The sequence below is a fragment of the Providencia sp. LY12 genome (genome assembly GCF_057621555.1).
On record NZ_CM172594.1, the window covers coordinates 3,037,489 to 3,062,078 of the forward strand.

Here is a 24,590-nt window from a genome sequence, read left to right on the forward strand (position 1 = left end):
GTATTACACTGATTTACTAAGCTTTTCAGCTTTTTCAGCTTGTTGCTGCTCCACTGATTGGCGACCATCTAAAAAGTGTTTGATAACAAACAAAGCTGCCATCATGAGGTATGCGTAGACAAACATCAATGCCGAACCTGTTGCAATACCCACAGCCGGAGAATGGATGATGCCAAAGAAGACCAATACCGCACCCACTGCTGCCGCAATCGCACCACGTAACGGCTTGTTTAAGATAGCGAAGATAGCGATACAGCCCCATAACATACTTGCCAGTGGTGCACCGTTGCCTAAGTGAACCAGACCTTGATAGTAAACGCCTTTATGTAACAGAACTTCCGTACCAATGGCGCTTGCAGACGTTCCTGCCGCTCCCATGACACTGTTAACCATCGTCAATGCCCAGTTCGCAATCCATGGGAATAGACAGATGAAAATCACAGGTACTTCGACTTTCGGTGTTTCTCGCACCACTTGGTTAGCGGTCACTACACCGATAAACACTAAGATAGGGACAATGGCCGTCATTGGGATCACTGCGAGCATAAATGCGCCAATACCAAATAACGGGACGATAAACATGGTGATACCGGATGCTAAGGTATAACCCACACTCGCGCCCATCGCTTTCCAACCCGCATGACCCACATACACAGTCACAGGGAATGGATTACCCAGCACAACACCCACGGTTGAAGATAAACCGTTTGCCAGCATCACTTTACGTGTGTTGTATTCATCACCCGCTGCGTGAGCACTTTCAATATTTTCAAGGTCAAAGATGTAGTTCGCTAAACCTAAAGGTACCGCTGAGGCTAAGTACGGCAGTGCATGAGGTAAACCTTGGAAGAAGCTATCCACATGGATGCTTGGCGGGTTAAAGCCAAATGACGCCATGGATGCTGTAATCGCTTCTGGACTTTGTAAACCCGAAATCCATGCTAAGGCAGAACCCGCAATAAGCAGCAGCAACCCTGTAGGAATACGTGCAAAGATAGGCTTTTTACCAAACCAGTTGATGAAAATTAACAGTAGGACAATAAACGAAACCGTTGGGGCTTCAAATGCTTGCAGCATCGGGTTCATTGCCAGTAACAATAATCCGAGACCCGATAAACACGATAATAATACGGTACGCGGGATCATCTTACGGATGGTTTCACCGAGGAAAGATCCACCCACTAAAATCATTGATTCCACAAAGCACCAGACCAACGCAATTTGCAGAGCAAATTCAGGATCTTTGGTGGTTTGGTAAACCGGCATGATCACTAAGAAGGTCACGGTGAAGATAGAAGGCGCACTTGGACCTGATGGTAGTGCCGTAACGTCATTTCGTCCTGTTTGTTTGATCATCTGCTGACCAAAGTAAGCGTAACTTACACTGGCAAGCAATACAGCAAAACCAAACGCTGGCGCGATACGACCATAAACAATTTCCGCTGGGATGCCGACAACAAAAATCAGTAAGCCCATCATGGTGAGTAGGTTCGTGAGGTTATTGGTCATCAAACCAAAATAGGCCGCCAAATCACCACGTTTCCATTTAATATTTAATAGACTCATATTCTTACTCCCATTCCCCTCACACCTTAGCAGCACGTTGTTGACGGTCTATCTCTTATGCCACTGAACAATTTAGGGAATGCGTTGCTTTATTTTTATCGCCCGACCGAAGCCGGGCATTATTTTTTGCTTAGTGAGTTTTGAGCTCAATACCACTATGCATAGTGTTTCGCGTAAGAAAGCATCGCTTTTTCGAAGCAATCAAACGGAGGATGTACAATCCCTGCCCCAATCATTCCAATACCTGCATCTTTATGCGCAATCGCCGTGTTAATCACCGGAAGAATGCCACTAGCGGCAACTTTCGTGATATCAATCGCTGTCGGAATTCCCATGAAACCTAGCAATGGAATAGTGACGTTCGGGTTCTCACCAAGGGTGATTTCACGCATTTGGCGAGAGAAATCCACCGCCTCTTCAACAGTTCCCCCAACGAGCGCCACGATAGCCGGTGCTGTTGCCATCGCAAATCCACCAATCCCGTAAGTTTCTGTGATAGCCGAGTCACCAATATCTAAACCTGAATCTTCCGGTTTATAACCCGCGAACATTGGACCAATCACTTGCTGAGAAGGACCTGTAAACCACTGCCCCGGTAGCCCGCTAATGCGTAAACCAAACTCATAACCATTACGTGCCATGGTAGTCACGACAGTACTGTATTCAATACCGTGCGCCGCATCCATTGAAGCTTTACACATTGCCATCCATGTAGGACCCGAGAAATAGTCGCTACTTGCCACGAAATCAAAGACTTCTTTTTGCTGGGCAACCGTAAAATTGGTTTGAATAATTCCCGTGGTCAGCGCTTGGATCAGCAATGTTGTTCCCGCATTGTTGCGGTTATGGCATTCATCACCCATATGTAACGCTTGTGCCAACATTAAACGCAGGTCGATTTCACCGACGATTTTCATGGCGTCACGCAGCATTGGACCCAGTACATCACGCATCCAATTCAAGCGATCAATAACGCTTTGGTCATTGGCACCCATGCGTAAGATTTTTGCCATCTGCTCACTCAAGTTAGTGAATGCGCGGTTGCCGTAAGTTTTGTTTTCGACAATGTGCATAAACATCGATGCCGATGTCACACCCGCCATTGAACCTACGCAATCATGTTCATGGCATGGGGAAAAGATAATTTCCCCCGAAGCTGCAACACGTTCAGCATCCGCTAAGTCTTTTGCCAATCCTTCAAAAACTAAAGCGCCTGTCACCGCACCTTTCATTGCGCCACACATATCTTTCCATGCCACTGGTGGACCGGCATGTAGAATGGTGTTTTTCGTCATGCCCGGTACCACATTAATGGCTTGGTCATAACCCACGAGCACAGGCTGGGACTGAATAATACGCTCAAGCGCTTGAGCATTCGCAACCGCGATTTTTTCTTGTAACGCCGCGTTGCCTTCAATTTGGTCAAGCGCGCGGATCACAGCAACGTTACCTTGCCCCGGCGGCGTCCAATTCAGCTGAGTCACCGGAACGTGCTGTTTTTTCAGATCATCACTGAACATCTCAATGCCGATATTGATAACGTTCAATGGTTGTTTAAATAATGAAGTCATTACGCTTTCTCCCCTTTCCAGACAAACTCACGTCCTAATAAACCTGTATTGGTACTGCTACTCGCCCAAATCACACCTGCGTCGGTGAGCATCTTGACCTGTGCATCCATCGATGGCGTATCTTGGTCAGTACCCAGTACATAGCCAAGGATCACCAGTTCACGCCCTTCTTGTTTCGCTATCTCTTTTGCTGTTTTGATAGCGTCAATCATCACACCGACCGGATCCTCATGAGAGCCAAAGCCAAGCACGAAATCCATCATGATCACACCAACTTCTGGGTCACGAGCTTCTTGCAGTAAACGCTCGATGCGGTTTGTTGGATCGATCATTGGGTGTGGCTTACCGTTGGTAAAATCATCATCGCCAAAGTCGAGGAAGGTATGGGCAACACTTTTATTGATATCTTTCAGACGGTAGTCAGGGTTAGGTTGAATATTGCTGTAGACGTCATCGTATTTTTCCAGCGCTGCAAACATTGCTTCATCACACAATGTGCCGCCACAGAAAAGACCACGAATGTATTTTTGTTCCGGTTTGAGTAACTCTCTGACTTCATCAATTAATGGCAGATTGAGAGGGTGAAGGTCTAAATCTTCTTTACGAATGCCTGTCAGTAAAACCGCTTTCAGAGCAGCTTCTTTGGTGCCTTGGGCAAAGGTTAAGCCGGGTTTATCATCCGGTAACGGTTGACTTCCTAAGAAACAAACCACCACTGGCTTATGGCATTTTTCAGCTTGTTCTAACACTTTTTTGGCAACCATAGGTGCTGGTGGCTTAGAAATGAGTGCAATGACTTGGGTTTCATCATCTGCATCCAGCATTTTCAGTGCATCAATCATCATGATGCCGCCAATTTTTTCACTCAGGTCACGACCACCCGTACCAATTAGCTGAGAAACTCCAGCACCAAACTCATGGATGCGCACACTCAGTTCTTGGCTCCCCGTACCGGATGCCCCAATAATTCCGATGCTACCGCGACGAACATTGTTACCAAAACACAAGGCTGTCCCATTGATGATCGCCGTTCCGCAGTCTGGCCCCATCATCAACAACCCTTTTTGGCTCGCCAACTGTTTCAGTGCCAGCTCATCGTCAATCGAGACGTTATCGGAGAACAGCATCACGTTGAGATCATTTTCCAGTGCAATACGCGCTTCACGAGCCGCAAATTGCCCATTAACCGAAATAACCGCTAAGTTAGCATCAGGAATGTGTGTTTTTGCAGAGTTGATTGTGGCGTATTTGGCTTCATGCTGCCCGCCGCCTTGGTTTTTCTTGTTAAACAGCTCTTCGATAGCAATCAATGTCGCATCATTGGCTTCATCGCTAGGCCCTTTAATCACTATCATTAAATCGCCGTTTTTGGCTTCTTCTAATTCCGGTGTTAATAAACCTAAGTTTCTTAATACGCCTTTATTCATTTCTGTTGCCATTGCCACAAAGGCTTGCTCAACATTTTCAAGTTGGTTGGCTTTGGTGGAAATAGACATCAATGACACGGAATCAAAATAGGTATTCTTTTTTATGACTACTTTAGTCGACATGTGTTTCTCCGAAATAATGAGTCAGAAACAGCGCATCGCGAATGCCAAATAGCATGTCGCAACCTGAACTAGACCCGATATTTAAAATCTCTAAAATTTGTGGATAAATATTTGTTTCTCGCCCATCAACTAAACATTGAATTAGTTGATGTATATTTTCGCGATACTCTTGGTTTAATGCTTTTTCTAACGTGATGGCACTGATGGGTGTTGTATTCGCTTTGCTTTGCGAAATCCCTTGATAAAAGCTCGGATAGCAGGAATTCGCAGGGTGGTGTTTCAACAACAAAAAAGCCATTAGTCCCACTAAATAATCATCTCCCGAAGGTGTTAACCCAATTCCTAATCCAACAAACTGGCTCACAATATTCGTCAATCCTTGGTGCCTTTTATTGATTAATAAATTAATTAAACTAGAGCGTAATTCATTTAATTTTTTTGATGATTCAAGATAAAAACCATTGTCCCCTTGGTAGTTAAACAGAGAGTGTGTTTTATCATTTAAAATAGAATCAATTTCGTTAATTTTAGACTGAAGAAAATAACGGTATTTTTCTTCGGTTAATTTTTCATTAATAAAATAAACCGTTGGTGGGTTCCATTTCTTACATAATAAAAATGAAACAGTATATTTTTCACCAATATGGATTTCATTATTTAAAATATAAACAGAATCCCCCGCAGTAATATTTAACGGTGAAAAATCCTTATTAATAATTCGGCAGCTATTAGGAGCATTATCCGTTTGCGAGCCAAGCAAGGTATAAAGTTGGTTATCAATTGAAAAATTAATGGCTTTATTAAAAACTTGCTCTATATTCCCTGTTAATGATGGCTGATGCAAAAGATGCAAGAAATGTACATCAGCCGTTAACCCATAAATGCTTTGCCGCTGAGATTGGTGTCTGTTCACAATCCCCCTTATGGGTGGTTACGCACCCGCTGCAATCAGTAATTCAGCAATTTCGTGATAGCCTTTTTCCTGTGCCAGCTCTAACGGCTTTTTACCGTATTTATCTGTCATATGAGGGTTGGCACCATGATCTAACAGCATTTTTACGATTTGCTGCTGTTTTACGCCACCATCATTCAGCACAATCGCTTCTAGCAACGGAGTCCAGCCGACAAAGTTGGTGTGATTAACATTAATGTCCGTGTTTTCCAGTAATTCACGCACAATTTCCACATGCCCTTTTTCACTCGCTGGCGTGATCCCAACACCACCAAAACGGGTTAGTAAATCTAAATTAGGATTAGCAGGTAATACTAAACGCAATAATGTTAAATCATTATTTAGGCAACTTAATAAAAATGGGTTAAAACAGGTTTGGTCTTGTTTATTAATATCAGCACCAGCATGAATAAGAAAATCAACACACTCATAGTGCTGATTTAAACTGGCATTCACAATAGCAGTGCGACCTTGTCGATTGGTACTATTAATATCAACACCTTTTTCAAGGCAATTTTTTAAAATAGCTAATTGACCTTGTTCTGCTGCTTTAAGAAAATCTTGAACGAGTGTGTTTTCTGTCATAACGCTCTCCACATTTAGCTATTTCAATTTTCTGATAGCCAAATTAAATATGAATTAAAGATTATTTAGCATGGTTAGAGCATAACAATTGCCATTAATAAATAGAATCCATTTAAATTTAATTCATCAATCTGCCACCCTATTATTGATTTAAATTCAACAATCGAGCATTTTTGTGCGTGAAAGCATCCTTCACTGACCTTTATTGATGTTTTTTTGTCTATTTTCTATGCAATTTGACCAGGTTATTTTGTTAATCTGTTTACCAATTTATTCTTTCTTCAATTTTGTGACAGGCATCAAATCAAAGGTTTTCAAATTGTTAACATTGTGATTTTTTTGTTTATTAACCCGATATTCCCTAATGACTTATTTTTTATTAAATTCAATAATATTAATTAGTTTGAATGTAAACATGCGTTTCATTAGTTGCTTTTTGGGGTGACATAAATTAAATACTATTGATTGTACAGAATAGATAAATACCCCCGCAGAAGGCTATCAAAAACAATCGATAAAAAGCCTGTTTTTTAAGCTATTGAATAGTATTCACAGAAAACGTTATTTCGGCTAATTTTCACGCACTTTGGGACACGACACATGAACTCTATTTTTACCGAAGAAAATTTATTGACCTATACCACCGCGGCTAAATTTGCCAGTTTCAGTAAAGCGGCCGAAGAACTTGGAATTACCACCTCCGCGGTGAGCTACACCATAAAACGTATCGAAACCTATTTAGATGTCGCACTGTTTATCCGCGATACCCGTAATATTGAACTGACCGAAGCGGGATACTATTTTTATCGCAAAGCCACCGACCTTCTGAATAATTTTCATCTCATCAAAAAAAGTATCGACTCCATTGAACAAGGGATTGAAGCCCGTGTTCGCATCTGTATCAATCAGTTGATCTACACCCCTTACCATACGGCGAAGTTGCTACAAATCTTGAAAAAGCAATTTGGTACTTGCCAGATCACTGTGACCACGGAAGTGTATAACGGTGTTTGGGATGCCATTATTAATAACCATGCGGATATTGCGATTGGGGCGCCGGGTACACTCATGGATGGCGGCGGGATTGATTACACCGAAATTGGTGCCATACACTGGCAATTTGCAATAGCGTCTAGCCACCCTTTAGCCTTAATGCCTGAGCCAATTGCCGAAAGCCAGCTTCGCCTCTACCCAAATATTATGGTGGAAGATACGGCGCATACCATCAATAAACGCGTTGGGTGGCTACTGCACGGGCAAGAGGCGATTCAAGTGCCCGATTTCAACACAAAATGCCAGTGCCAAATCTTGGGTGAAGGGATCGGATTCCTACCCGACTATATGGTCAAAGAACATGTAAAAACTGGAGTCCTAGTCACGAAGCAAATACAAAACCCAAGGCAGGATTCTCACATGCTATTAGCCACTCAACACTCTGCGACAGGGCTAGTCACCCAATGGATCAGAAAAGAGTTTATGGCAAATGGGGTCTTAACGGAACTTTACAGTGATTTGCTCAAGCCCATCGCCAATTAACGCGGTTCTAATTGATGAGCTAACTGCTCCGCCAATACTGAAACCATCTCCGATGACTCTTTGTGGAAATGCATCGCCAGTTCCATCTCTTGGGCTGGAGGAAACCCCTCTTCTGCTGTCAAGATCCGATGCTGGGGTAATTTCGCGCGTACGGGTAACAGGCTAACGCCTAATCCGTCGGTAATCGCACTTTGGATACCTGCCAGACTAGTGCAAGTATAAGTAATGTGCCAAGGGCGTTGTTCATTATCTAACAACCTAAACATATCATTCCGGTACAGCCCATTCTCTGGAAAAACAATCAGAGGAACAGAATCCGAGGGAAGAACATGTTGCTGGCGACTCGCTAGCCAGCAAAGAGGCTCTGACCAATGATAATCACTATGAAACTCCCCTTTTCGTTGTTTCACAATGATCAAATCCAACTCACCATGTTGATAGCGTTGCTGTAGTTGGCGACTCAACCCGCTAGTCACCTCTAATCGGACATTAGGATGCGCTTGCATAAATGCCGCCAATGTTGGTGTCACTAATCCCGACGTCAAATCTTCAGGAAACCCTAATCGCAGAGTTTGGATAATCGCATTGCCTGTTATTTTCATAAAAAACGTATCGTTAAGTGCCAGAATATTTTTCGCGTATCCAAGCAACACTTCCCCTGTTTCTGTCAGGGTTAACATCCGATGCCCCCTTACAAACAACGGCTGTCCAATAAGACTTTCTAATCGCTGAACTTGCTGACTTAACGTCGATTGCGTTGAATTTAATTGTTGTGAAGCCACCGTAAAATTTCCCGTTTCTGCGACGGTAACGAATGTTTTCAATAATACAAAATTAAGCAACGAATTCATTTTTTTAATACCTGAGATTTAATTATTTAATTTTTAAATATCACAGTTTTTGATTAGATTGAAGGGAACAACGCATTTGATGGACATTACTGAAATGACACCATGTCAACTCATCAGTAATCTTATTAGAATACTCGATAAATCAGGAGCACAAGCCATGCTCGATAAACAATTTTTACAACATGCAATCACCCTCGCCGCGGACAATGTTGCCGCAGGTGGACGCCCGTTTGGTGCAGTGGTCGTCAAAGATGGGAAAATTATTGCCACTGGCGTGAATCAAATGTTGGAGCGACACGACCCTACTGCACACGCTGAATTACTCGCATTACGCCAAGCAGGAGAGGTGCTAAATAGCGTCAGACTCGATGAGTGCACCGTCTATGCTAGCGGTCAGCCTTGCCCGATGTGCCTTGCTGCGATCCGGATGTCTGGCATTAAACGTGTCGTTTATGCCTATTCAAACCAAGATGCTGAACCTTTTGGATTATCGACAGAGGCAATAGCTGAAGCATTAAGAGTCTCTCCTGACCGACAAGATGGTTTGCAATTTACCCAATTAAAACCGAAGGATGAAACGCAATCCATGCTGTATCAAACTTGGTGGCAACAGCATCACGCGTAAACATGAAAAAACCACTTTCTGCCTCTTTTGGCTTGATTCTGACAATTGCCCTTGTCGGTATTAATTTACGCCCCTTTATGACAGGACCTGGGCCAGTCATCGAAAATATCATTCAAACCACCGGAATGAGCTACCAGAGCGTTTCACTGTTAACGCTGATCCCCATGTTACTCATGGGTTTTGGAGCTTTGGTCGTCCCCGCATTAAATCAAAAATTAGGTGATAAGTGGGGTATCAGCCTCGCGATGCTACTGCTGCTGATAGGCTCTTTCTGCCGATTATTTGTTTCTGATGCGAACGCACTGTTAATGACCGCATTTTTGTGTGGAATGGGAGCGGCTTATATTCAAGCGGTTTTCCCCGGCTTGATAAAATTTTCGTTTCCACAAAAAATGGCCGCCATGACGGGATTATATTCAGCTACCTTGATGATCGGTGGCGCGCTGGGAGCACAATTAACACCGCTAATTACCCACCGTTCAGGGAATTGGCAAAGTGGGCTTGCATGGCTGGCATTACCAGCGCTGATCGCCCTGATTGCCGTCATCATGAATATTCGCTCTTCGGACACGAAAAATACGCCAGCTCAGCTGAGTGTATTGACCTACCTTAAGCAGCCCAGAGCGTGGCTATTAATGGCGGGATTTGGTTTGGTGAATGCGGGCTATGCAACTGCCGTGACATGGCTGGCGCCTTTCTTTCAACAACAAGGATTTAGCGCCACAGAAAGCGGTTCTTTGGTGGCGATTTTAACTATTTTTCAAGCAGCTGCGGCACTGATGATCCCGGTATTAGCATCCCATAATGTTGACCGTCGCTTTTGGCTCACTGTCACGCTGGTGAGCCAAGCATTGGGATTTGCCGGGTTAATCCTGTTTCCTAATACACTACCGTTGCTGTGGGTAGGTCTGCTGGGCTGTGGACTGGGTGGCTGCTTCGCCTTAACCATTATTACCTCTTTAGATCATATCCCTCATCCTGCTAGCGCGGGGATCCTGACTGCCTTAATGCAAGCAGGCGGTTTTATCATCGCCGCTTTTGGACCTTTGGTTGCGGCAGCATTACAGCAATTTAGTCACAGTTTTACCCCTGTTTGGTTGCTGCATTGTGTCCTGGTTATGATGACATTACTGCTATTTTTGCGTTTAAATCCTAAAAGATATCACCAGATTTTTAGCGTGAAATAAGCTTAGTTACCAAGGAGATGGCCTCATTGCCATCTCCTTCACGCTACGCAGTGGTTTTTTCTTGCGCCAATGCAGATTTTGGTAACCCAAAAATTTTGTCAAATGCCCAGTTAAAGAAAAAAGTATAAATCGGGATAAAGATAATCAGGGCAAAATCTAAAATAAGTGCCTGCCAGAGCGATATTGATAACCACCATGCAATCAGTGGAATCAAAAATACCACCAGCGTTAACTGGAACAACACCGCATGGGCAAAACGACGTCTAAACGTTCTAATTTTTGATTTTTGCTTTGATTCCCAATATTCAAATACCACATTGAAAATAAAATTCCATGTCACCGCAATCGTGGTGATCACCAGCGCTAAAGGTCCTGTGGTTCCCGCGGAATTCCCCGAAAGAAAAGCCAGTGCCAACGATGAAATCATCCAGCCAATGACTTCGTAGCTCGTAATAAAAACCACTTTGCGTTTAATACCTTGCATATTTTATCTCATATTCTGTTTGCCGAAGGCTGGTAAATTAAATCAATATTAATGATAATAAAAGTCAGCTACTATCAACAAAACTGAAAGGTCTAAGATGCCATTTAATAGCGAAAACCTGATGATTTTCTTAACTGTGCTCGATAAAGGCTCTTTTTCCGCAGCGGCAAGAGCGCTTCATCGAGTCCCTTCCGCGGTTAGCATGGCGATTGCCAACCTTGAAGCTGAGCTTGGTTTTGCACTATTTGAGCGCCATACGCGAGAACCCAAACCTACAGAACAAGCGCTTTCCCTCGCCCCTTATGCCCGAAATATTGTGGATAATTTGCGCCAATTAAATGTTTTCTCACGAGAGCTCACTCAAGGTGTAGAAAGTACACTCACGATCGGGGTCGCTGAAGGGGTTAATCCCAATGTGTTAGTTGATGCATTGTACACGCTGAGTCAACGTTACCCGTTGGTGCATGTGGAGCTGATCACCGCTCCTCAAGATGATATTTTGCCACTATTGCACAGTGAGCGCGTTCAATTGGCCATCGCTTTTGGTGGGTTATATGTCAATGCTCAGGAACAATTCGAATGTATTGGCTATGAATCATTAACTGCGACCATCAGCGCCGATTATCCCTCTAATAAACCGAATAATGCACTGTATATCGAAGATCTTGTTCAAACACGCCAAATTATTGTCGCTAGCCCTCACCACCCTATCAGTGATTTTCGTTCTATCGTTTCTAGCCATTATTGGCGCACGGACAGTTTCACAATGGCATTAGAATTAGTTAAAAAAGGGATGGGTTGGGGAAATTTACCCGCTTCATTAATCAAGACTGATTTAGAAACAGGTTTACTCAAGCGTTTAGAATTTAAAAACACCCCGAATGGCTTAGTACTTCCTGTCCATGTGGTCTGTTTAAAAGGTCAAGTACTCAAACGCGGCGCCCAAGAGTGTATAGAGCTTTTAAAAACAAATATGTACTAACAAATTTCAGTAATTTCAGGATCGGCTCAATCCCTCCCCAAAAAGTTAGGTAAATCCTCATTTACATCATAAAGGTAGCCCGTATCCGCGATACGGCTCTTTTGTTGGTAAACAGTGTTTGTTGATCAATTGTGAAAATCGCTTGATATTGCCAATGCTTTTAAAGATAATAATTATCAATATCATTCTTATTGACAATAAAATTTCTGTGGTGAAAAACATGACCAAGCCACTTTCTGACATTATTGAAGAAACCACAAAATCAACCTCACTGACTGATTTTGCTGCTAAAAATGGGCTTATTGAAAGCCAAAAATTATTAGGTGCATCAGGCAAAATTTCCATTGAGCACCGCGGTGAAATTTATCAATTGCGTCAAACTCGCACAGGTAAATTAATTCTGACCAAATAGTTTTTAGTCTCCACAACGCAGTTTGCTTTAAAAGTACTGTTTGTTTCAAAAATACAATTAGCTTTAAAAACACAATATATCTCGCAAGCCACCTAAGTCGTCATACTAGGCAGCCAGCTTAACTCTATACATCAGGACACAGTTTCTTATGGTGTTTATTACGGGCTTTGCTGCTGTAAATCTGGATAACCTCAAGGCGAACTTTCGAACCCTATCATCACTTGTTGGGTTCAAATACCCCTTTTCCCCTATTCCGTTGAAAGCGTCTTTGTCTCAACACCCTATAAACACGCCATAACGCTCTGATGATAAGTCAGTTTTTAACGGTGCATCGCACTCATCAAAGAGTTAACAATTTTTAGGGAGTATCACCTGTATGTCTCAAGTATTACGCTTATCTGTGCTGGCGAGTGCCTTGCTGCCTCTAATGGCAACCGCACAGACTGAAAAATCTCCAACTAACAATAACCATTTAACTAACAGTCACCACGATGTGATGACGGTTTATGCCACGGGTAATGAGCGAGATAGCTTTAATACGCCGATGATGGTTACCGTCATTAAAAATGATTCACCAGAAACCAAAACAGCCAATAATGCTAACGATATTTTGCGGAAAGTACCGGGTATTGCACTGACAGGAACTAGCCGTACTAACGGTCAAGATATCAGCATGCGTGGGTTTGACCGTCGTGGAATTTTGACGCTCGTCGATGGCGTTCGCCAAGGTACGGATACTGGGCACATTAACGGAACATTTCTTGACCCTGCGCTTATCAAACAAGTGGAAATCATTCGCGGTCCGTCAGCGCTTTTATATGGCAGCGGCGCGATGGGTGGCGTGATTGCTTGGGAAACCGTGAATGCAAAAGATTTACTGCGTGAAGGTCAAAACCAAGGTTTCCGCGTTTTCACTCAAGGCGCTACCGGGGATCACAGTTTTGGCTTTGGCGGCTCCGCCTTTGGTAAGACCGATGATTTTGACGGTCTATTCAGCTTTGTGACGAAAGAAAGCGGTGATGTTCGTCTTGGCGGCGGCGAGAAAATGGATAACAAAGAAACCATTGCCAATATGCTCGGTAAAGGCACATGGCAACTGGATGATGCACAAACCCTGTCTGGGCAAATTCGTTATTACAATAATGATGCTTATGAGCCAAAAGACCCGCAACAGCTCGCCACCAGTAACGATAATAAAAAGGTTAACCGCACAACGCGTCAGCGTGACTTGCAAGCAACCTATCAGTTAAATCCAGACGATAATTCATGGCTCAATTTAAAAGCGACTCCATATTACTCTGATGTGAATATCACCTCCAAAGGGAAAGAATCTAACTACGAAGGACGCAGCCAAAAAACGTATGGTATCAAACTGGATAACCGCTCCGATATCTATGAGTTACCACTCGCTGCACACAACTTCACCTACGGGACTGAAGCGTATCGTCAAAAACAGACCCCTTACGCTGGAACCACTCAGTTCCCTGATGCAGAGATCACCTTTGCCGCTGGCTTTATTCAGGATGAAATTACCTTAAAAGATTTACCTGTTTCCTTCATTTTGGGAACTCGCTATGACAACTACAAGTCCACCGCCAAGGGCAATAAAGATGTCAAAGAAGATCAATGGTCATCAAAAGCGGCAGTGAGCATCACCCCAACCGATTGGTCAATGCTGTTTGCGTCATACTCTGAAGCCTTCCGTGCACCAACGATGATGGAGATGTACAACGATTCCCTGCATTTCCAACAAGGCCCAATGACTAACTACTGGCGCCCTAATCCAGACTTAAAACCTGAGTCCACGCGTACTGCAGAATATGGTTTTGGTTTACGTTTTGATGACTTACTTATGGCTCGCGATAGCCTGCGCTTCAAAGCCAGCTATTTCGATACAAAAGCCAAAGATTATATTGATACTCATGTCAATTTTGACCGCTTTAACCTGAAAAATAACTACACCACATCCATCAATACCAAGCGTGCCAAAATTTGGGGAACGGATGTGTCATTGGATTACACCACCGACTACTTTGCGTGGGGTCTCGCCTATAACCACACCGTCGGCGTCAATGAATATACAGGCAAAGCCATTGAATCCATTAAACCGGATTCACTCACCAGTAACCTCTCTATTCCAGTTGCAGACAGCGGTTTCTCTGTGGGCTGGTTAGGTGAGTTCACTACTCATACCGATTTCGATAAAACATCCAAATTGAAGCAACAACCGGGCTACGCCGTTCATGATTTCTATCTAAATTATCAAGGAGATGGAAGTCTTAAAGGGTTAGATACCAGTGTTGTTTTAGGAAATGCTTTTGACAAAGAGTATTACTCCTCTCAGGGGATTCCCCAAGATGGTCGTAATGCTAAGCTGCTCGTCAGCTTCCAATGGTAATTCACACTATATTGGTAATTCACACTACATAAAGGAGAAACCTGTGAATTCAGCACTTTTCGAACGTTATCAACAAGCCAAAGCAGATAATAAAGCTAAGTATGCGAGAGATCTCGCCGCTTACCTGAATGTTTCTGAAGGGGAATTACTGCATAGCCGCGTTGGGCGCGATAAGGCTAAACGCCTAAGCGTTGATGCACCAACGTTATTAACTGCTTTGGAAGCTGTCGGTCCAGTCAAAGCCATTACCCGTAATGAGTATGTGGTGCATGAGCAAGTCGGTCGCTATGAAAATGCCAAATTTAGCCCTCATGGCGGTTTAATTCTCAATCCACGCGCACTGGATTTGCGTATGTTTTTCTCTCATTGGGACAGCATTTTCGTACTCACTGAAGAGGCTAAACGAGGTGAACGTCATAGTATCCAATTCTTTGATAAACATGGCGATGCGCTGCACAAAGTGTATACCACCGATGAAACCGATATGGATGCATGGAATGCGCTTATCGAGAAATACACCACCACCGAAAACCCACTGTTAACCGTTGAAAAAGTACAACCGCACCACGCACAGCCAATCAGCGATGAGCTAAAACAACAGCTTGACCAAGAGTGGCGCAACATGACGGATGTTCACCAATTTTTCATTTTATTGAAGAAAAATAACTTAAGCCGTCAACAAGTGTTCCGCGCGGTCAGTGATGATTTAGCTTGGCAGGTGCCAAATGATTCATTCAATCAGCTGGTTAACACTGCTTTCGCTGATCAAAACGAGATTATGATTTTCGTGGGTAACCGTGGTTGTGTACAGATTTTCACAGGCAAAATCAAACGCTTGATGCCACACCAAGCAGAAGGTTCTGACATCAAGTGGCTGAATATTTTCAACCCTGATTTCACGCTGCATATGATTGAAAATGGTGTTGCAGAGTGTTGGGTCACTCGTAAACCAACAGAAGATGGTTTTGTGACAAGCCTGGAAGTATTTGATGACCAAGGCAACCAAATCGCACAAATGTACGGACAACGCACGGAAGGGACGCCAGAGCAAGAACACTGGCGCCAGCAAGTCATGTCCCTGCCAAGAATCTAACACAGGTATTTGACGATGAAACAATGGCTTCTAATGGTAATCACACTGGCAACCTCATTGGTTGCCCATGGCGCTGACCGTTTAGTGACACTCGGCGGTGATGTAACTGAAATTGTCTATGCGCTCGGTGCACAAGATAGTCTGGTTGGGCGTGACAGTAGCAGTTTACATCCCGAGCAAGCAACTAAGTTGCCCGATGTCGGCTATATGCGAACACTGAACCCAGAAGGCGTGCTCTCTTTGCGTCCAACGTTGGTGCTCGCCAGTGAGCTTTCCCAACCTTCAATTTCATTAACCCAAATTGAAAAAAGCGGCGTTAAAGTGATTAAAGTGACAGGAAAACCGAAATTAGAAGCCATTCCTGAGAAAATCACCACTATCGCACAGGCAGTGGGATTACCCGAAAAAGGGAAAATATTAGTCGAACAATTTAATGCTGAGCTACTCGCCATCCCCACCAGCCCTCTAAATAAAAAAGTGGTTTTCTTAATGAGCCATGGTGGAATACAACCGATGGCCGCTGGGCAAAAAACCGCAGCCGATAGCATGATCAAGGCCGTTGGTGCACAAAATGCAATGCATAACTTCTCTAGCTATCGTCCGCTATCTCAAGAAGGTCTTATTTACAGCCAGCCAGACCTCGTCGTGATCTCTGAGCAAGGTGTGAAATCCTTAGGTGGCGTTGACAAAGTTTGGGAATTACCGGGGTTAGCACTCACTCCGGCAGGAAAAAATCGTGCTCTTTTAGTCGTGGATGATACTGGCATGCTGAGCTTCAGCTTAAGCACCCCCAAAGTTATGCAGCAGTTAAGAGAGGCGTTAGAAAAAAGCGAATGAGCCGTTTTAAGCACCCTTTATTTAAAATTTTGATGTTATTGGTGCTACTAGGGGCAGTCACTGTGACTGCCTCTACCGCTGGCGCAATTAACTTACCGTTAAAAGCGCTTTGGTTTGCACCATCCACCGATCCTGACTGGCAAATTTGGCTCACCATTCGTCTACCAAGAGTTTTACTCGCCATTTTAGTGGGACTGGCTTTAGCGGTTTCCGGTGGGATGATGCAAGGGTTATTTCGCAACCCTCTCGCTGACCCCAGTTTATTAGGGGTAAGCAGTGGTGCCGCATTGTGTGTGGCAGCATTCATCATTTTACCGTTCTCCTTACCCACATTAATGCTCAATTACGGTCATCTTGGCGCAGCATTCGTTGGCAGCTTAGCGGTTTCACTGATCATTTTTAGCCTCAATCGTATGTCTAATGGCAATTTGGCACGGCTGCTATTAGCAGGAATTGCCATCAATGCCCTATGTATGTCACTAATTGGGGTACTGAGCTATATGAGTAATGACCAACAGTTACGCACATTTAGCTTGTGGATGATGGGGTCATTAGGCAATGTGAATTGGACATCGCTAGCGATTGCCGCCAGTGTGATTATCCCCACTTGCTTACTCTGCTTTTGGCAAGGCAATACATTGAATATTCTGCAATTAGGGGATGAAGATGCACACTATTTAGGGATAAATGTTGAACGCAGTAAGTTTGTTTTATTATTCCTAAGCGCCCTATTAATTGGCTGCGCCGTTGCTATGAGTGGTGTGATTGGCTTTATCGGGCTCGTTGTTCCTCACTTAATACGTATGACATTGGGACCCGATCATCGTTGGCTTATTCCTGGTTCTGCCATTGTGGGTGCTTGCTTACTCTTAGTTGCCGATACCCTTGCTCGCACTTTAGCCGTTCCCGCAGAAATCCCCGTGGGCTTATTAACGGGTTTGATTGGCGGACCTTACTTTTTATGGCTAATACTGCGCCAACCTGCAGGAAGGATCTAACCGATGCCCAATTTACTCGATGCTAAAAACCTCAGTTATCGTATTAATAATCGAACATTAATCGATGATATCAGTTTGTCTATACAGCAAAATCAAATGGTGGTGATTATTGGCCCAAATGGTGCGGGAAAATCCAGTTTATTGAAATTGCTTACAGGCTACACCTCCCCCACTAAAGGTGAGTGCCAGCTCGAAGGCCGCCCATTACCTGAATGGGAACCTCAAAGCCTTGCTAAAAAACGCGCAGTGATGAAACAGCATAGCCATTTACAATTTGCGTTCAGTGTTGAGGATGTTGTGGCGATGGGAAGAACACCTTATGGTTCAGAACATAAGCAGCGAGCCATTGATATCGCTATGGAGCAAACCCATTGCACCCCGCTACGACATAACGATTATCGCCAATTATCCGGTGGTGAACAGCAGCGTGTTCAGCTTGCGCGAGTGTTAGCTCAGTTATGGCAACCGGAACCAACGCCAGCCTGTTTATTCCTTGATGAGCCCACTTCTGCCCTTGATTTATACCATCAACAGCACAGTTTGCGGCTATTGCATCAGCTTACCCGTGAAAGGCCGCTAGGCGTTTGTTGTGTGTTGCATGATTTGAACCTCACCGCACTCTATGCCGATAAAGTGTATCTTATTCATCAAGGGAAATTAGTTGTGGCTGGAACACCACAAGAAGTGTTAACTACCGAGAATTTAACCCAGTGGTATCAAGCGGATTTAGGGGTACAGCCGCATCCAGAAACGGCAACCCCTCATGTGTATCTGCGCCATTAATAAACAGCCGCGGCTTTCATCATGCTCTATCACATAATGAAGACCGCGACTTAACATCATAATAAATTGAAGTATTTATTTGGCTTCGGTGGTGGCGGTAACTGCTTAGCATCAATCATATCAAGAGCATTGCGTTCAAGCCCGTTACATAACGCATTCAGTGGCAAGCTGTTGTCCAGCACATCGAATGGGTCTTCCAATTGTTCCGCTAATGCATCCCACGCCAAAAACGTATAGGAAACAAATACTGAAACCAAAGGCGTCATGTAGTGTAAATCCCCCACCAACGCAAACGGCAATAATGTACAAAATAAATAGACCGTACGTTGCAATATCAATGTATAAGCAAAGGGGATCGGCGTATTCGAAATACGTTCACAGCCACCTAAAACTTCAGATAACCCGTTCACATCTTTATTGATAGACTGAAACAGAACATCGCTGATCAGATTGTTATCTCGCAATGCCCCGACACTCAAACCAATATGCATAAGAATTCGGCTGGTAGGAAAAGGACTTTTAATCACATCTAAAAAAACATCCCGCGGCAATAAGCGGTACAAATCTATATTTGGGTTAGTACGTCTAAGTTCGTGATTTAAGCTCCAACTAAACGCAATCAACAAATTAGCAAATGTGCGATGCGCTTCAGGATCATTCGGTAATAATCCTTTTATATTTCTTAAAATATTACGTTGATTGGTTAAGATTGCGCCCCAAAGCGTTCTGGCTTCAACTAAACGGCTGTAGCAGGCGTTATTACGGAACCCCAAAAAGATAGCTATTGCTATCCCTAATAAGCTAAATGGGGCTATTGTTAGATGTATTCCTAATTGCTCGTACCATTGATAGATTAAAATAGCGACAATGGACATCATAATATTAAGCGATAATCTAAAGGTGATTTTAGACAGCACGGAACCGTGCCAGTCGAACAACCTAAAGAACCAGTGTTGATGCGGGCGAATGACCATAAATTAATAATAATTGAAAGGATAGTTATGTGTGATGATTATCACATAAATTATTTCGGCAATCCATATCTTGATGAGCTCATCGATTTACTCATCTTAAGCTAAATAGTTTAGTAATAAACTACTTTATTTTTTATCTATTCTATCATCTATTTATTATTTTCCGTTTTTTTAAGATTTCAGGTATTGACTCAAATTTATTTATAATTAACTTTACCTAGCCAATACTAGAATTTGAAATACTTATTTAATTTAAAATTAACCAATCAGTAAATTAAACAATTGATATACAGCATGCAAATATAATCAATTGATTAATTTGTGGCTATATTTTGATTAAATATTAGTTATCTAGCATTATACTAAGTTAAATTCTTAAGGAACTCTTAATATTAGCGATAATATTACCGTTATCATTTAATCATCATTTAAAAAATGATTAATATAATTCCAATTATAAAAAAATTAATAAAATTTTAATTTATTAAGAATGGTTGTTTGTTTATGAAAAAAACAGAATATTTTCTAAAAAAATTCCGTGCGCTAATCATGAGTGACAAAAGTTATCTCACGAATAAATTTATTAAAAAATTAGGGTATTACCCTAACTTTAATGCGCCGAAAAGCTTTAATGAAAAAGTGAATTTCCGTATGATCCATGACCGAAATCCACTGCATAGTCAATTCGCCGATAAACTCGCGGTGCGTGACTATGTTACGCAGACTATCGGGCAAGAACATATCGTTCCTATTCTCGCCACTTATCAACATGTGGATGAAATTGATATTACGAAACTGCCCCAGCGCTTTGTATTGAAATGCACCCACGACAGCGGCAGCAGTATTATTTGCACCGATAAATCACAGTTTGATTTACAAAAAGCCAAAGACAAGCTGTCATTCCATTTACTCAAAAATCTCTATTACATTACTCGTGAACGCCATTATAAAAATATTCCTGCGCAGATTATTTGCGAGGAATATATCGATTTGTTTGAGCAGAAAAAGAGAAAGCTAGTACCCGAAACCTGCCGCATTCATTGTTTCTCGGGTAAACCCGTTTACGCAGAAATCGATTATACCGACGAAGATGGCACCGAGTTTATCAACCTTTATGATACGGAATGGCAATTGCAGCCGGTCAGTTTTGGTTATCCTCAAATGCTAGAACCGGTCAGTGAACCAACACAATTTAGAGAGATGCTAAGATTAGCTGAAATTTTAGTGACGCCATTCGATTATTGCCGAGCTGACTTTTTAATGGCAGAAAACAAACTCTATTTTAGTGAACTTACCTTCGCACCCAATGCGGGACGTACCGTGATCAGCCCACTCTCTTGGGACTTTAAACTTGGAGAGTTATGGGAGCAGAAAATCACAACGCCAAACATGCTTCATTCACGCAAACCTGAGCTCATACTCGCCAACCTCAATAAGAAAAAATAGCCATAAAAAAACGCGCTACTCATTCAAGATAGCGCGTTTTTTTGTTTTCATTACTAGTGGCGAGCAATTTATCAAGCACGGTCAGTTTGCCAATACACTAGCCTTACGACGTAAACTGGCAATCAACATATAAATTGCTGTCACTAACAGCACAATAAAGAAGAAATTCGTTAGCCCGCTATGTTGTTCTAACAGTGTACCCGCTGCGATAGGTCCCATCGCAGAGCCCACACTATAACTAAATAACATCACTTGGGTCGCTGCCACAATAAATGACGAATCCAAGTTATCACACGCTAAAGTGATCGCTATCGGATACAAGGCAAATGATGACATTCCCAGCAGGGCTAGCGCCACAATCATCACCACATAATCTGATGAGATGTAAATCATGCCCATCGCAAAAACACCTAATAATGAAACCATAGCTAATAATAAGGTTTTGCTCATCATTACTGACAATTTACTGATCACTGGCTGAATTAACATGCCACCCAAAATAATGGATGCCATCAAAACACCAACTTGATCCGTCGTAAAATTATCTTTTTTCAGGGATAGCGGCATTAGCCCATAAATGGTTCCCATCACGATACCGGATACCATACAGCCCATAATGGCTGGCTTACTTAAACGAGTGATCTGCTTAAATGATAATTTTTGATGCAAGCCACTTGCTGGTTGCCCTTGGCGTACCAATAAAGGTGGTAAAACAGCCACTAACAGTAAACCGAGTACCACAATAAAGGGAACAACTCCCTGAGTACCAATCACACCAATAGCAAGCTGCCCGAGTGTTGTTCCCCCATATAATGAGGTCATATAGAAACTCAGTCGTTTTGCTCGCTCTTTTGGGTTATCGCCAATCAGCAACCAAGATTCCACCACCACGAAAATCCCTGCTACCGCAATCCCCGCAATTAAACGGTTTGGTAACCAAGCTTCAATTGTCGGTGTCCAGGGCAGTAAAACAACCGTTGCTGCCAACATTAATAAGAAACTAATAAAGGAGAGACGGTGACCAATTTTTGCGATCACAGGCTCAATCATCATTGAGCCAATTAATAAACCAATATAGTAGGCACTCGCTAACCAGCCTGCATATTGTGTATCAATGCCAAAGCTACCCATTGATAACGGGATCAAGCTCATCAGGTAACCTGAAGCAATAGCAAATAGTGTTAAGCCTGCAACAGGTACAAAGGTATTGTCGCCTTTACGCATTAACATGGTGGACATTTTCACGTCCTACTCTCCAAAAAATAAGGTAAATATTGTGCGCTGCAGACGTCGATAATCACGACAAAATCATTCATAAAAATGAATATATTTTAGCGACTGGTGCAGTGATGAAATTAAATAGATGAGGCTAATTTGAGCGCAATATAGATCTTTCAAGACCGGAATGACAATGAGAAAAACTAATGATGACTAGTAAATTTATTTATGTGAGAAAAATCACGTTTTTTTATGCAGTAAAACCCCCTAGAAAATCGCCATAAAAACAAAAAATCAATTTAATATCAATATTATAGAAATAAAACAAAAAAATCCCTATCGTTACTTTTTGAAACACAATTCCCTGCTTCTATTCCTTCTTTCAAAATATATTTATCACTTTTCTTAAAAAGAAATCTATTCAAAACTAATTTTGCTAATTAATTAGCCTCAAGTTTATCAATATACTTAATTAGTGGTATTTATTACTCAAACACCCATTTTTATAAATTATTATTATCTTGTTTTAATATTTGCCCTCTAACTTCGAGTTGTCTTCTAGCTGCCTTCTAAATCCGAGTTGTCTTCTAACTAGTTCGCGCTGTAGCAAGGCGGCAAATGAGCTAATCCCTAGGAGCATACACTAGTATGTGACTAGGGTTAGCGAGTGAAGCCAACGTAGCTAGAGCGTGAACTAGGACGAAGACAGGCGGCGCCATAAAGTTGTCCGACTGATACCAAAATACTCCGCCACCGCCTTACGATCCCCATTAAACCTTGCCATCACTTCCTCTAGCGTCTCGGTTCCTTCCTGCGTCTTTGCCGGATTTACCTCTGTTCGCCTTTCTGGCGATAGCATCTTGAGCATGTCTGGATTGATGCTTTTATCCGCATAGGCACTGCAATAGAGCGCGACACGCTCCATTAAGTTACGTAATTCTCGTACATTGCCTGGCCATGAATAGGAGAGAAAAAAGTCTCGACAACTGAGAAGTTGCTTAACTCTAAAGGCTGGAAGAGGCAGTTGTAATCCGGCAAAAGCAAGTTTCAATAATCGTTCTGCAAGCGTGAAAATATCCTCATTACGCTCTGATAGTGCGGGAACTTTCATACGAAGAACACCTAGGCGATAAAAAAGATCGCCACGGAATTTGCCTTGCGCAACCCATTCATCAAGGTCGCAGTGGGTCGCACAGATAACACGAACGTTAACCTGTAGCGGTCGATATCCTCCTACTCGTACCACGGAACGCTCTTCTAACACACGCAATAACCGAGTTTGTAACGCTATTGGCATCTCGCCGATTTCATCAAGAAAAAGGGTTCCCCCATTCGCTAGTTCAAACAACCCTGCTCGACCGCCTCTGCGCGAGCCAGTAAATGCGCCTTCTTCGTAACCAAACAATTCCGCTTCCAGTAATGTTTCAGGAATGGCACCACAGTTGACGGCCACAAATGGCATTTGCTGTTTACTGCGTTTTTGCTGATTAAACAAACTATATTCGTGATGAATAGCTTGGGCCACCATCTCTTTCCCCGTGCCACTTTCACCTTGTATTAACACCGTAGCATCTGAACGGGCATACAACATAATGGTTTGCCTAACTCGCTCCATCGCGGGCGACAAGCCAATCAGGTCATTAATCGTGTGTCTAACTTTTGCTGTATTCTGCTGAGGGTAACGTGATTGCTCAGTCACATGGCGATGGGACATTCTGCTAAGTTCGATAGCATCAGAAAAGGCTTGTCGAATGGTCTGTGTCGAATAGATAAAAATCCCTGTCATACCCATTTCTTCAGCAAGATCTGTAATTAATCCCGCTCCCACAATGACGTTTACCCCCATGGCTTTTAGTGCTTTTAGTTGGGCTCGAGCATCTTCGGCAGTGACATAACTGCGCTGTTCAATCTGTAATCCAAAATTATGTTGAAACTGCTCTAATGCAGGGATAATTTTTTGATAACTAATAATGCCAACTTTATCGCTAATTTCCCGAGCCTTCGCTAATGCTTGCATCACATCAAAGCCGTTAATATTCACAATAATAACGGGAACCGAAACATGACTTTTTAAATATGCCCCATTGGAGCCTGCGCTGATAATCGCGTCACAATGCCCCTCCTTTAAACGGCGCCGAACGTCTTCCGCGGCTTGCTCAAAACCGATATTCAGTGGAGTGATGTCAGCTTGTGCACTAAATTCAGGGCTAATATCACGAAATAGCGTGTAAAGACGAGATACTGACACCGTCCAAATAATGGGCTTATCCATTGTTCTCCTCCACTGGGTTTACTCTACGCTAGCTTTGCTTTGCGCTGGGATGTTTCACCTTTGTTTCATGAAACAATATATCTATTCAATGAAACGCGCTAACCAATTGGTTAAAAAATGGCTTTCTTGTCACATAAAAATAAAAGCTTTTATCTTATTGATATTTAAAACTTAATAATAACTTCACTCTTTCCTTCTGAACTGGCACGTCAATTGCTATCAACTATATTTAGTAAAAGTCATTTACAAGTGATTAACCAACCCCGAGGT

Annotated in this window: 21 protein-coding genes; 11 read left to right on the forward strand and 10 right to left on the reverse strand. The window is 42.7% G+C overall.

Annotation, left to right across the window (positions count from 1 at the left end):
- Positions 1-3 precede the first annotated feature (3 nt).
- The 5 genes from ACY3ZI_RS14675 to ACY3ZI_RS14695 form a co-directional block, all read right to left on the reverse strand.
- A complete protein-coding gene (locus tag ACY3ZI_RS14675; protein ID WP_132495712.1) occupies positions 4-1,566 on the reverse strand; it encodes a xanthine permease in 1,563 nt (520 codons plus the stop codon).
- 155 nt (positions 1,567-1,721) lie between these two features.
- Positions 1,722-3,137, reverse strand: coding sequence for a YlbE family protein (locus ACY3ZI_RS14680; protein WP_036951080.1), 1,416 nt, complete (start codon positions 3,135-3,137; stop codon positions 1,722-1,724).
- Positions 3,137-4,687: an acyl-CoA synthetase FdrA gene (gene fdrA, locus ACY3ZI_RS14685; RefSeq protein WP_487375434.1), complete on the reverse strand. Its 1,551-nt coding sequence runs from the start codon at positions 4,685-4,687 to the stop codon at positions 3,137-3,139. Before fdrA ends, ACY3ZI_RS14680 begins: the two co-directional genes overlap by 1 nt.
- Positions 4,677-5,600, reverse strand: a complete 924-nt coding sequence (locus ACY3ZI_RS14690) for an oxamate carbamoyltransferase subunit AllH family protein (RefSeq protein ID WP_211886212.1) — start codon at positions 5,598-5,600, stop codon at positions 4,677-4,679. Before ACY3ZI_RS14690 ends, fdrA begins: the two co-directional genes overlap by 11 nt.
- Before the next feature lie 18 nt (positions 5,601-5,618).
- A complete protein-coding gene (locus ACY3ZI_RS14695; protein ID WP_132495718.1) occupies positions 5,619-6,224 on the reverse strand; it encodes an ankyrin repeat domain-containing protein in 606 nt (201 codons plus the stop codon).
- 600 nt (positions 6,225-6,824) lie between these two features.
- On the opposite strand from ACY3ZI_RS14695, the gene ACY3ZI_RS14700 reads away from it, so the two are divergent.
- A complete protein-coding gene (locus ACY3ZI_RS14700) occupies positions 6,825-7,760 on the forward strand; it encodes a LysR substrate-binding domain-containing protein (RefSeq protein ID WP_154600026.1) in 936 nt (311 codons plus the stop codon).
- Here the strand turns inward: ACY3ZI_RS14700 and ACY3ZI_RS14705 are convergent.
- Positions 7,757-8,611, reverse strand: coding sequence for a LysR substrate-binding domain-containing protein (locus ACY3ZI_RS14705; protein ID WP_211886213.1), 855 nt, complete (start codon positions 8,609-8,611; stop codon positions 7,757-7,759). The two genes, ACY3ZI_RS14700 and ACY3ZI_RS14705, sit on opposite strands and share 4 nt — an antisense overlap.
- 157 nt (positions 8,612-8,768) lie before the next feature.
- Here ACY3ZI_RS14705 and ACY3ZI_RS14710 point away from each other — a divergent pair, with 157 nt between their 5' ends.
- Together ACY3ZI_RS14710 and ACY3ZI_RS14715 are read left to right on the forward strand one after the other, a co-directional pair.
- Positions 8,769-9,236: a nucleoside deaminase gene (locus ACY3ZI_RS14710; RefSeq protein WP_211886214.1), complete on the forward strand. Its 468-nt coding sequence runs from the start codon at positions 8,769-8,771 to the stop codon at positions 9,234-9,236.
- A 2-nt stretch (positions 9,237-9,238) separates the two neighbouring features.
- Entirely contained in the window at positions 9,239-10,423 is a 1,185-nt protein-coding gene (locus ACY3ZI_RS14715) for a cyanate transporter (RefSeq protein WP_187129478.1), read from the forward strand.
- 43 nt (positions 10,424-10,466) lie between these two features.
- Here ACY3ZI_RS14715 and ACY3ZI_RS14720 read toward each other — a convergent pair whose 3' ends face one another.
- Entirely contained in the window at positions 10,467-10,907 is a 441-nt protein-coding gene (locus ACY3ZI_RS14720) for a PACE efflux transporter (RefSeq protein WP_487375435.1), read from the reverse strand.
- Positions 10,908-11,004: 97 nt separating this feature from the next.
- Between ACY3ZI_RS14720 and ACY3ZI_RS14725 the strand changes: the two genes are divergently transcribed.
- The 7 genes from ACY3ZI_RS14725 (at position 11,005) to ACY3ZI_RS14755 (ending at position 18,410) form a co-directional block, all read left to right on the forward strand.
- A complete protein-coding gene (locus ACY3ZI_RS14725; RefSeq protein WP_487375436.1) occupies positions 11,005-11,889 on the forward strand; it encodes a LysR family transcriptional regulator in 885 nt (294 codons plus the stop codon).
- Between the two features lie 220 nt (positions 11,890-12,109).
- A complete protein-coding gene (gene hemP / locus ACY3ZI_RS14730; protein ID WP_154602583.1) occupies positions 12,110-12,301 on the forward strand; it encodes a hemin uptake protein HemP in 192 nt (63 codons plus the stop codon).
- A 376-nt stretch (positions 12,302-12,677) separates the two neighbouring features.
- Entirely contained in the window at positions 12,678-14,699 is a 2,022-nt protein-coding gene (locus tag ACY3ZI_RS14735) for a TonB-dependent hemoglobin/transferrin/lactoferrin family receptor (RefSeq protein ID WP_487375437.1), read from the forward strand.
- 43 nt (positions 14,700-14,742) lie between these two features.
- Positions 14,743-15,792: a hemin-degrading factor gene (locus tag ACY3ZI_RS14740; RefSeq protein ID WP_211886226.1), complete on the forward strand. Its 1,050-nt coding sequence runs from the start codon at positions 14,743-14,745 to the stop codon at positions 15,790-15,792.
- 15 nt (positions 15,793-15,807) lie between these two features.
- Positions 15,808-16,629 carry a heme/hemin ABC transporter substrate-binding protein gene (locus ACY3ZI_RS14745; RefSeq protein ID WP_323084944.1) on the forward strand — a complete coding sequence of 274 codons (822 nt, stop codon included), beginning with the start codon at positions 15,808-15,810 and terminating at the stop codon, positions 16,627-16,629.
- Positions 16,626-17,627: a FecCD family ABC transporter permease gene (locus ACY3ZI_RS14750; protein WP_211886230.1), complete on the forward strand. Its 1,002-nt coding sequence runs from the start codon at positions 16,626-16,628 to the stop codon at positions 17,625-17,627. The genes ACY3ZI_RS14745 and ACY3ZI_RS14750 overlap by 4 nt, the downstream gene beginning before the upstream one ends.
- Positions 17,628-17,630: 3 nt before the next feature.
- Positions 17,631-18,410: a heme ABC transporter ATP-binding protein gene (locus ACY3ZI_RS14755; RefSeq protein WP_211886232.1), complete on the forward strand. Its 780-nt coding sequence runs from the start codon at positions 17,631-17,633 to the stop codon at positions 18,408-18,410.
- Positions 18,411-18,466: 56 nt separating this feature from the next.
- On the opposite strand, the gene ACY3ZI_RS14760 is transcribed toward ACY3ZI_RS14755, so the two are convergent.
- Positions 18,467-19,384 carry a bestrophin family protein gene (locus ACY3ZI_RS14760; protein ID WP_211886234.1) on the reverse strand — a complete coding sequence of 306 codons (918 nt, stop codon included), beginning with the start codon at positions 19,382-19,384 and terminating at the stop codon, positions 18,467-18,469.
- A gap of 504 nt (positions 19,385-19,888) precedes the next feature.
- Here ACY3ZI_RS14760 and ACY3ZI_RS14765 point away from each other — a divergent pair.
- Positions 19,889-20,830: an ATP-grasp fold amidoligase family protein gene (locus ACY3ZI_RS14765; protein ID WP_211886236.1), complete on the forward strand. Its 942-nt coding sequence runs from the start codon at positions 19,889-19,891 to the stop codon at positions 20,828-20,830.
- A gap of 81 nt (positions 20,831-20,911) precedes the next feature.
- Here the strand turns inward: ACY3ZI_RS14765 and ACY3ZI_RS14770 are convergent, their stop codons facing one another.
- Together ACY3ZI_RS14770 and prpR are read right to left on the reverse strand one after the other, a co-directional pair.
- Complete coding sequence (locus tag ACY3ZI_RS14770; RefSeq protein WP_211886454.1) at positions 20,912-22,054, reverse strand: MFS transporter; 1,143 nt, start codon at positions 22,052-22,054, stop codon at positions 20,912-20,914.
- Between the two features lie 688 nt (positions 22,055-22,742).
- The gene (gene prpR / locus ACY3ZI_RS14775; protein WP_487375438.1) at positions 22,743-24,320 is read right to left on the reverse strand and encodes a propionate catabolism operon regulatory protein PrpR; all 1,578 of its coding nucleotides are present in this window, start codon (positions 24,318-24,320) and stop codon (positions 22,743-22,745) included.
- Positions 24,321-24,590 lie beyond the last annotated feature (270 nt).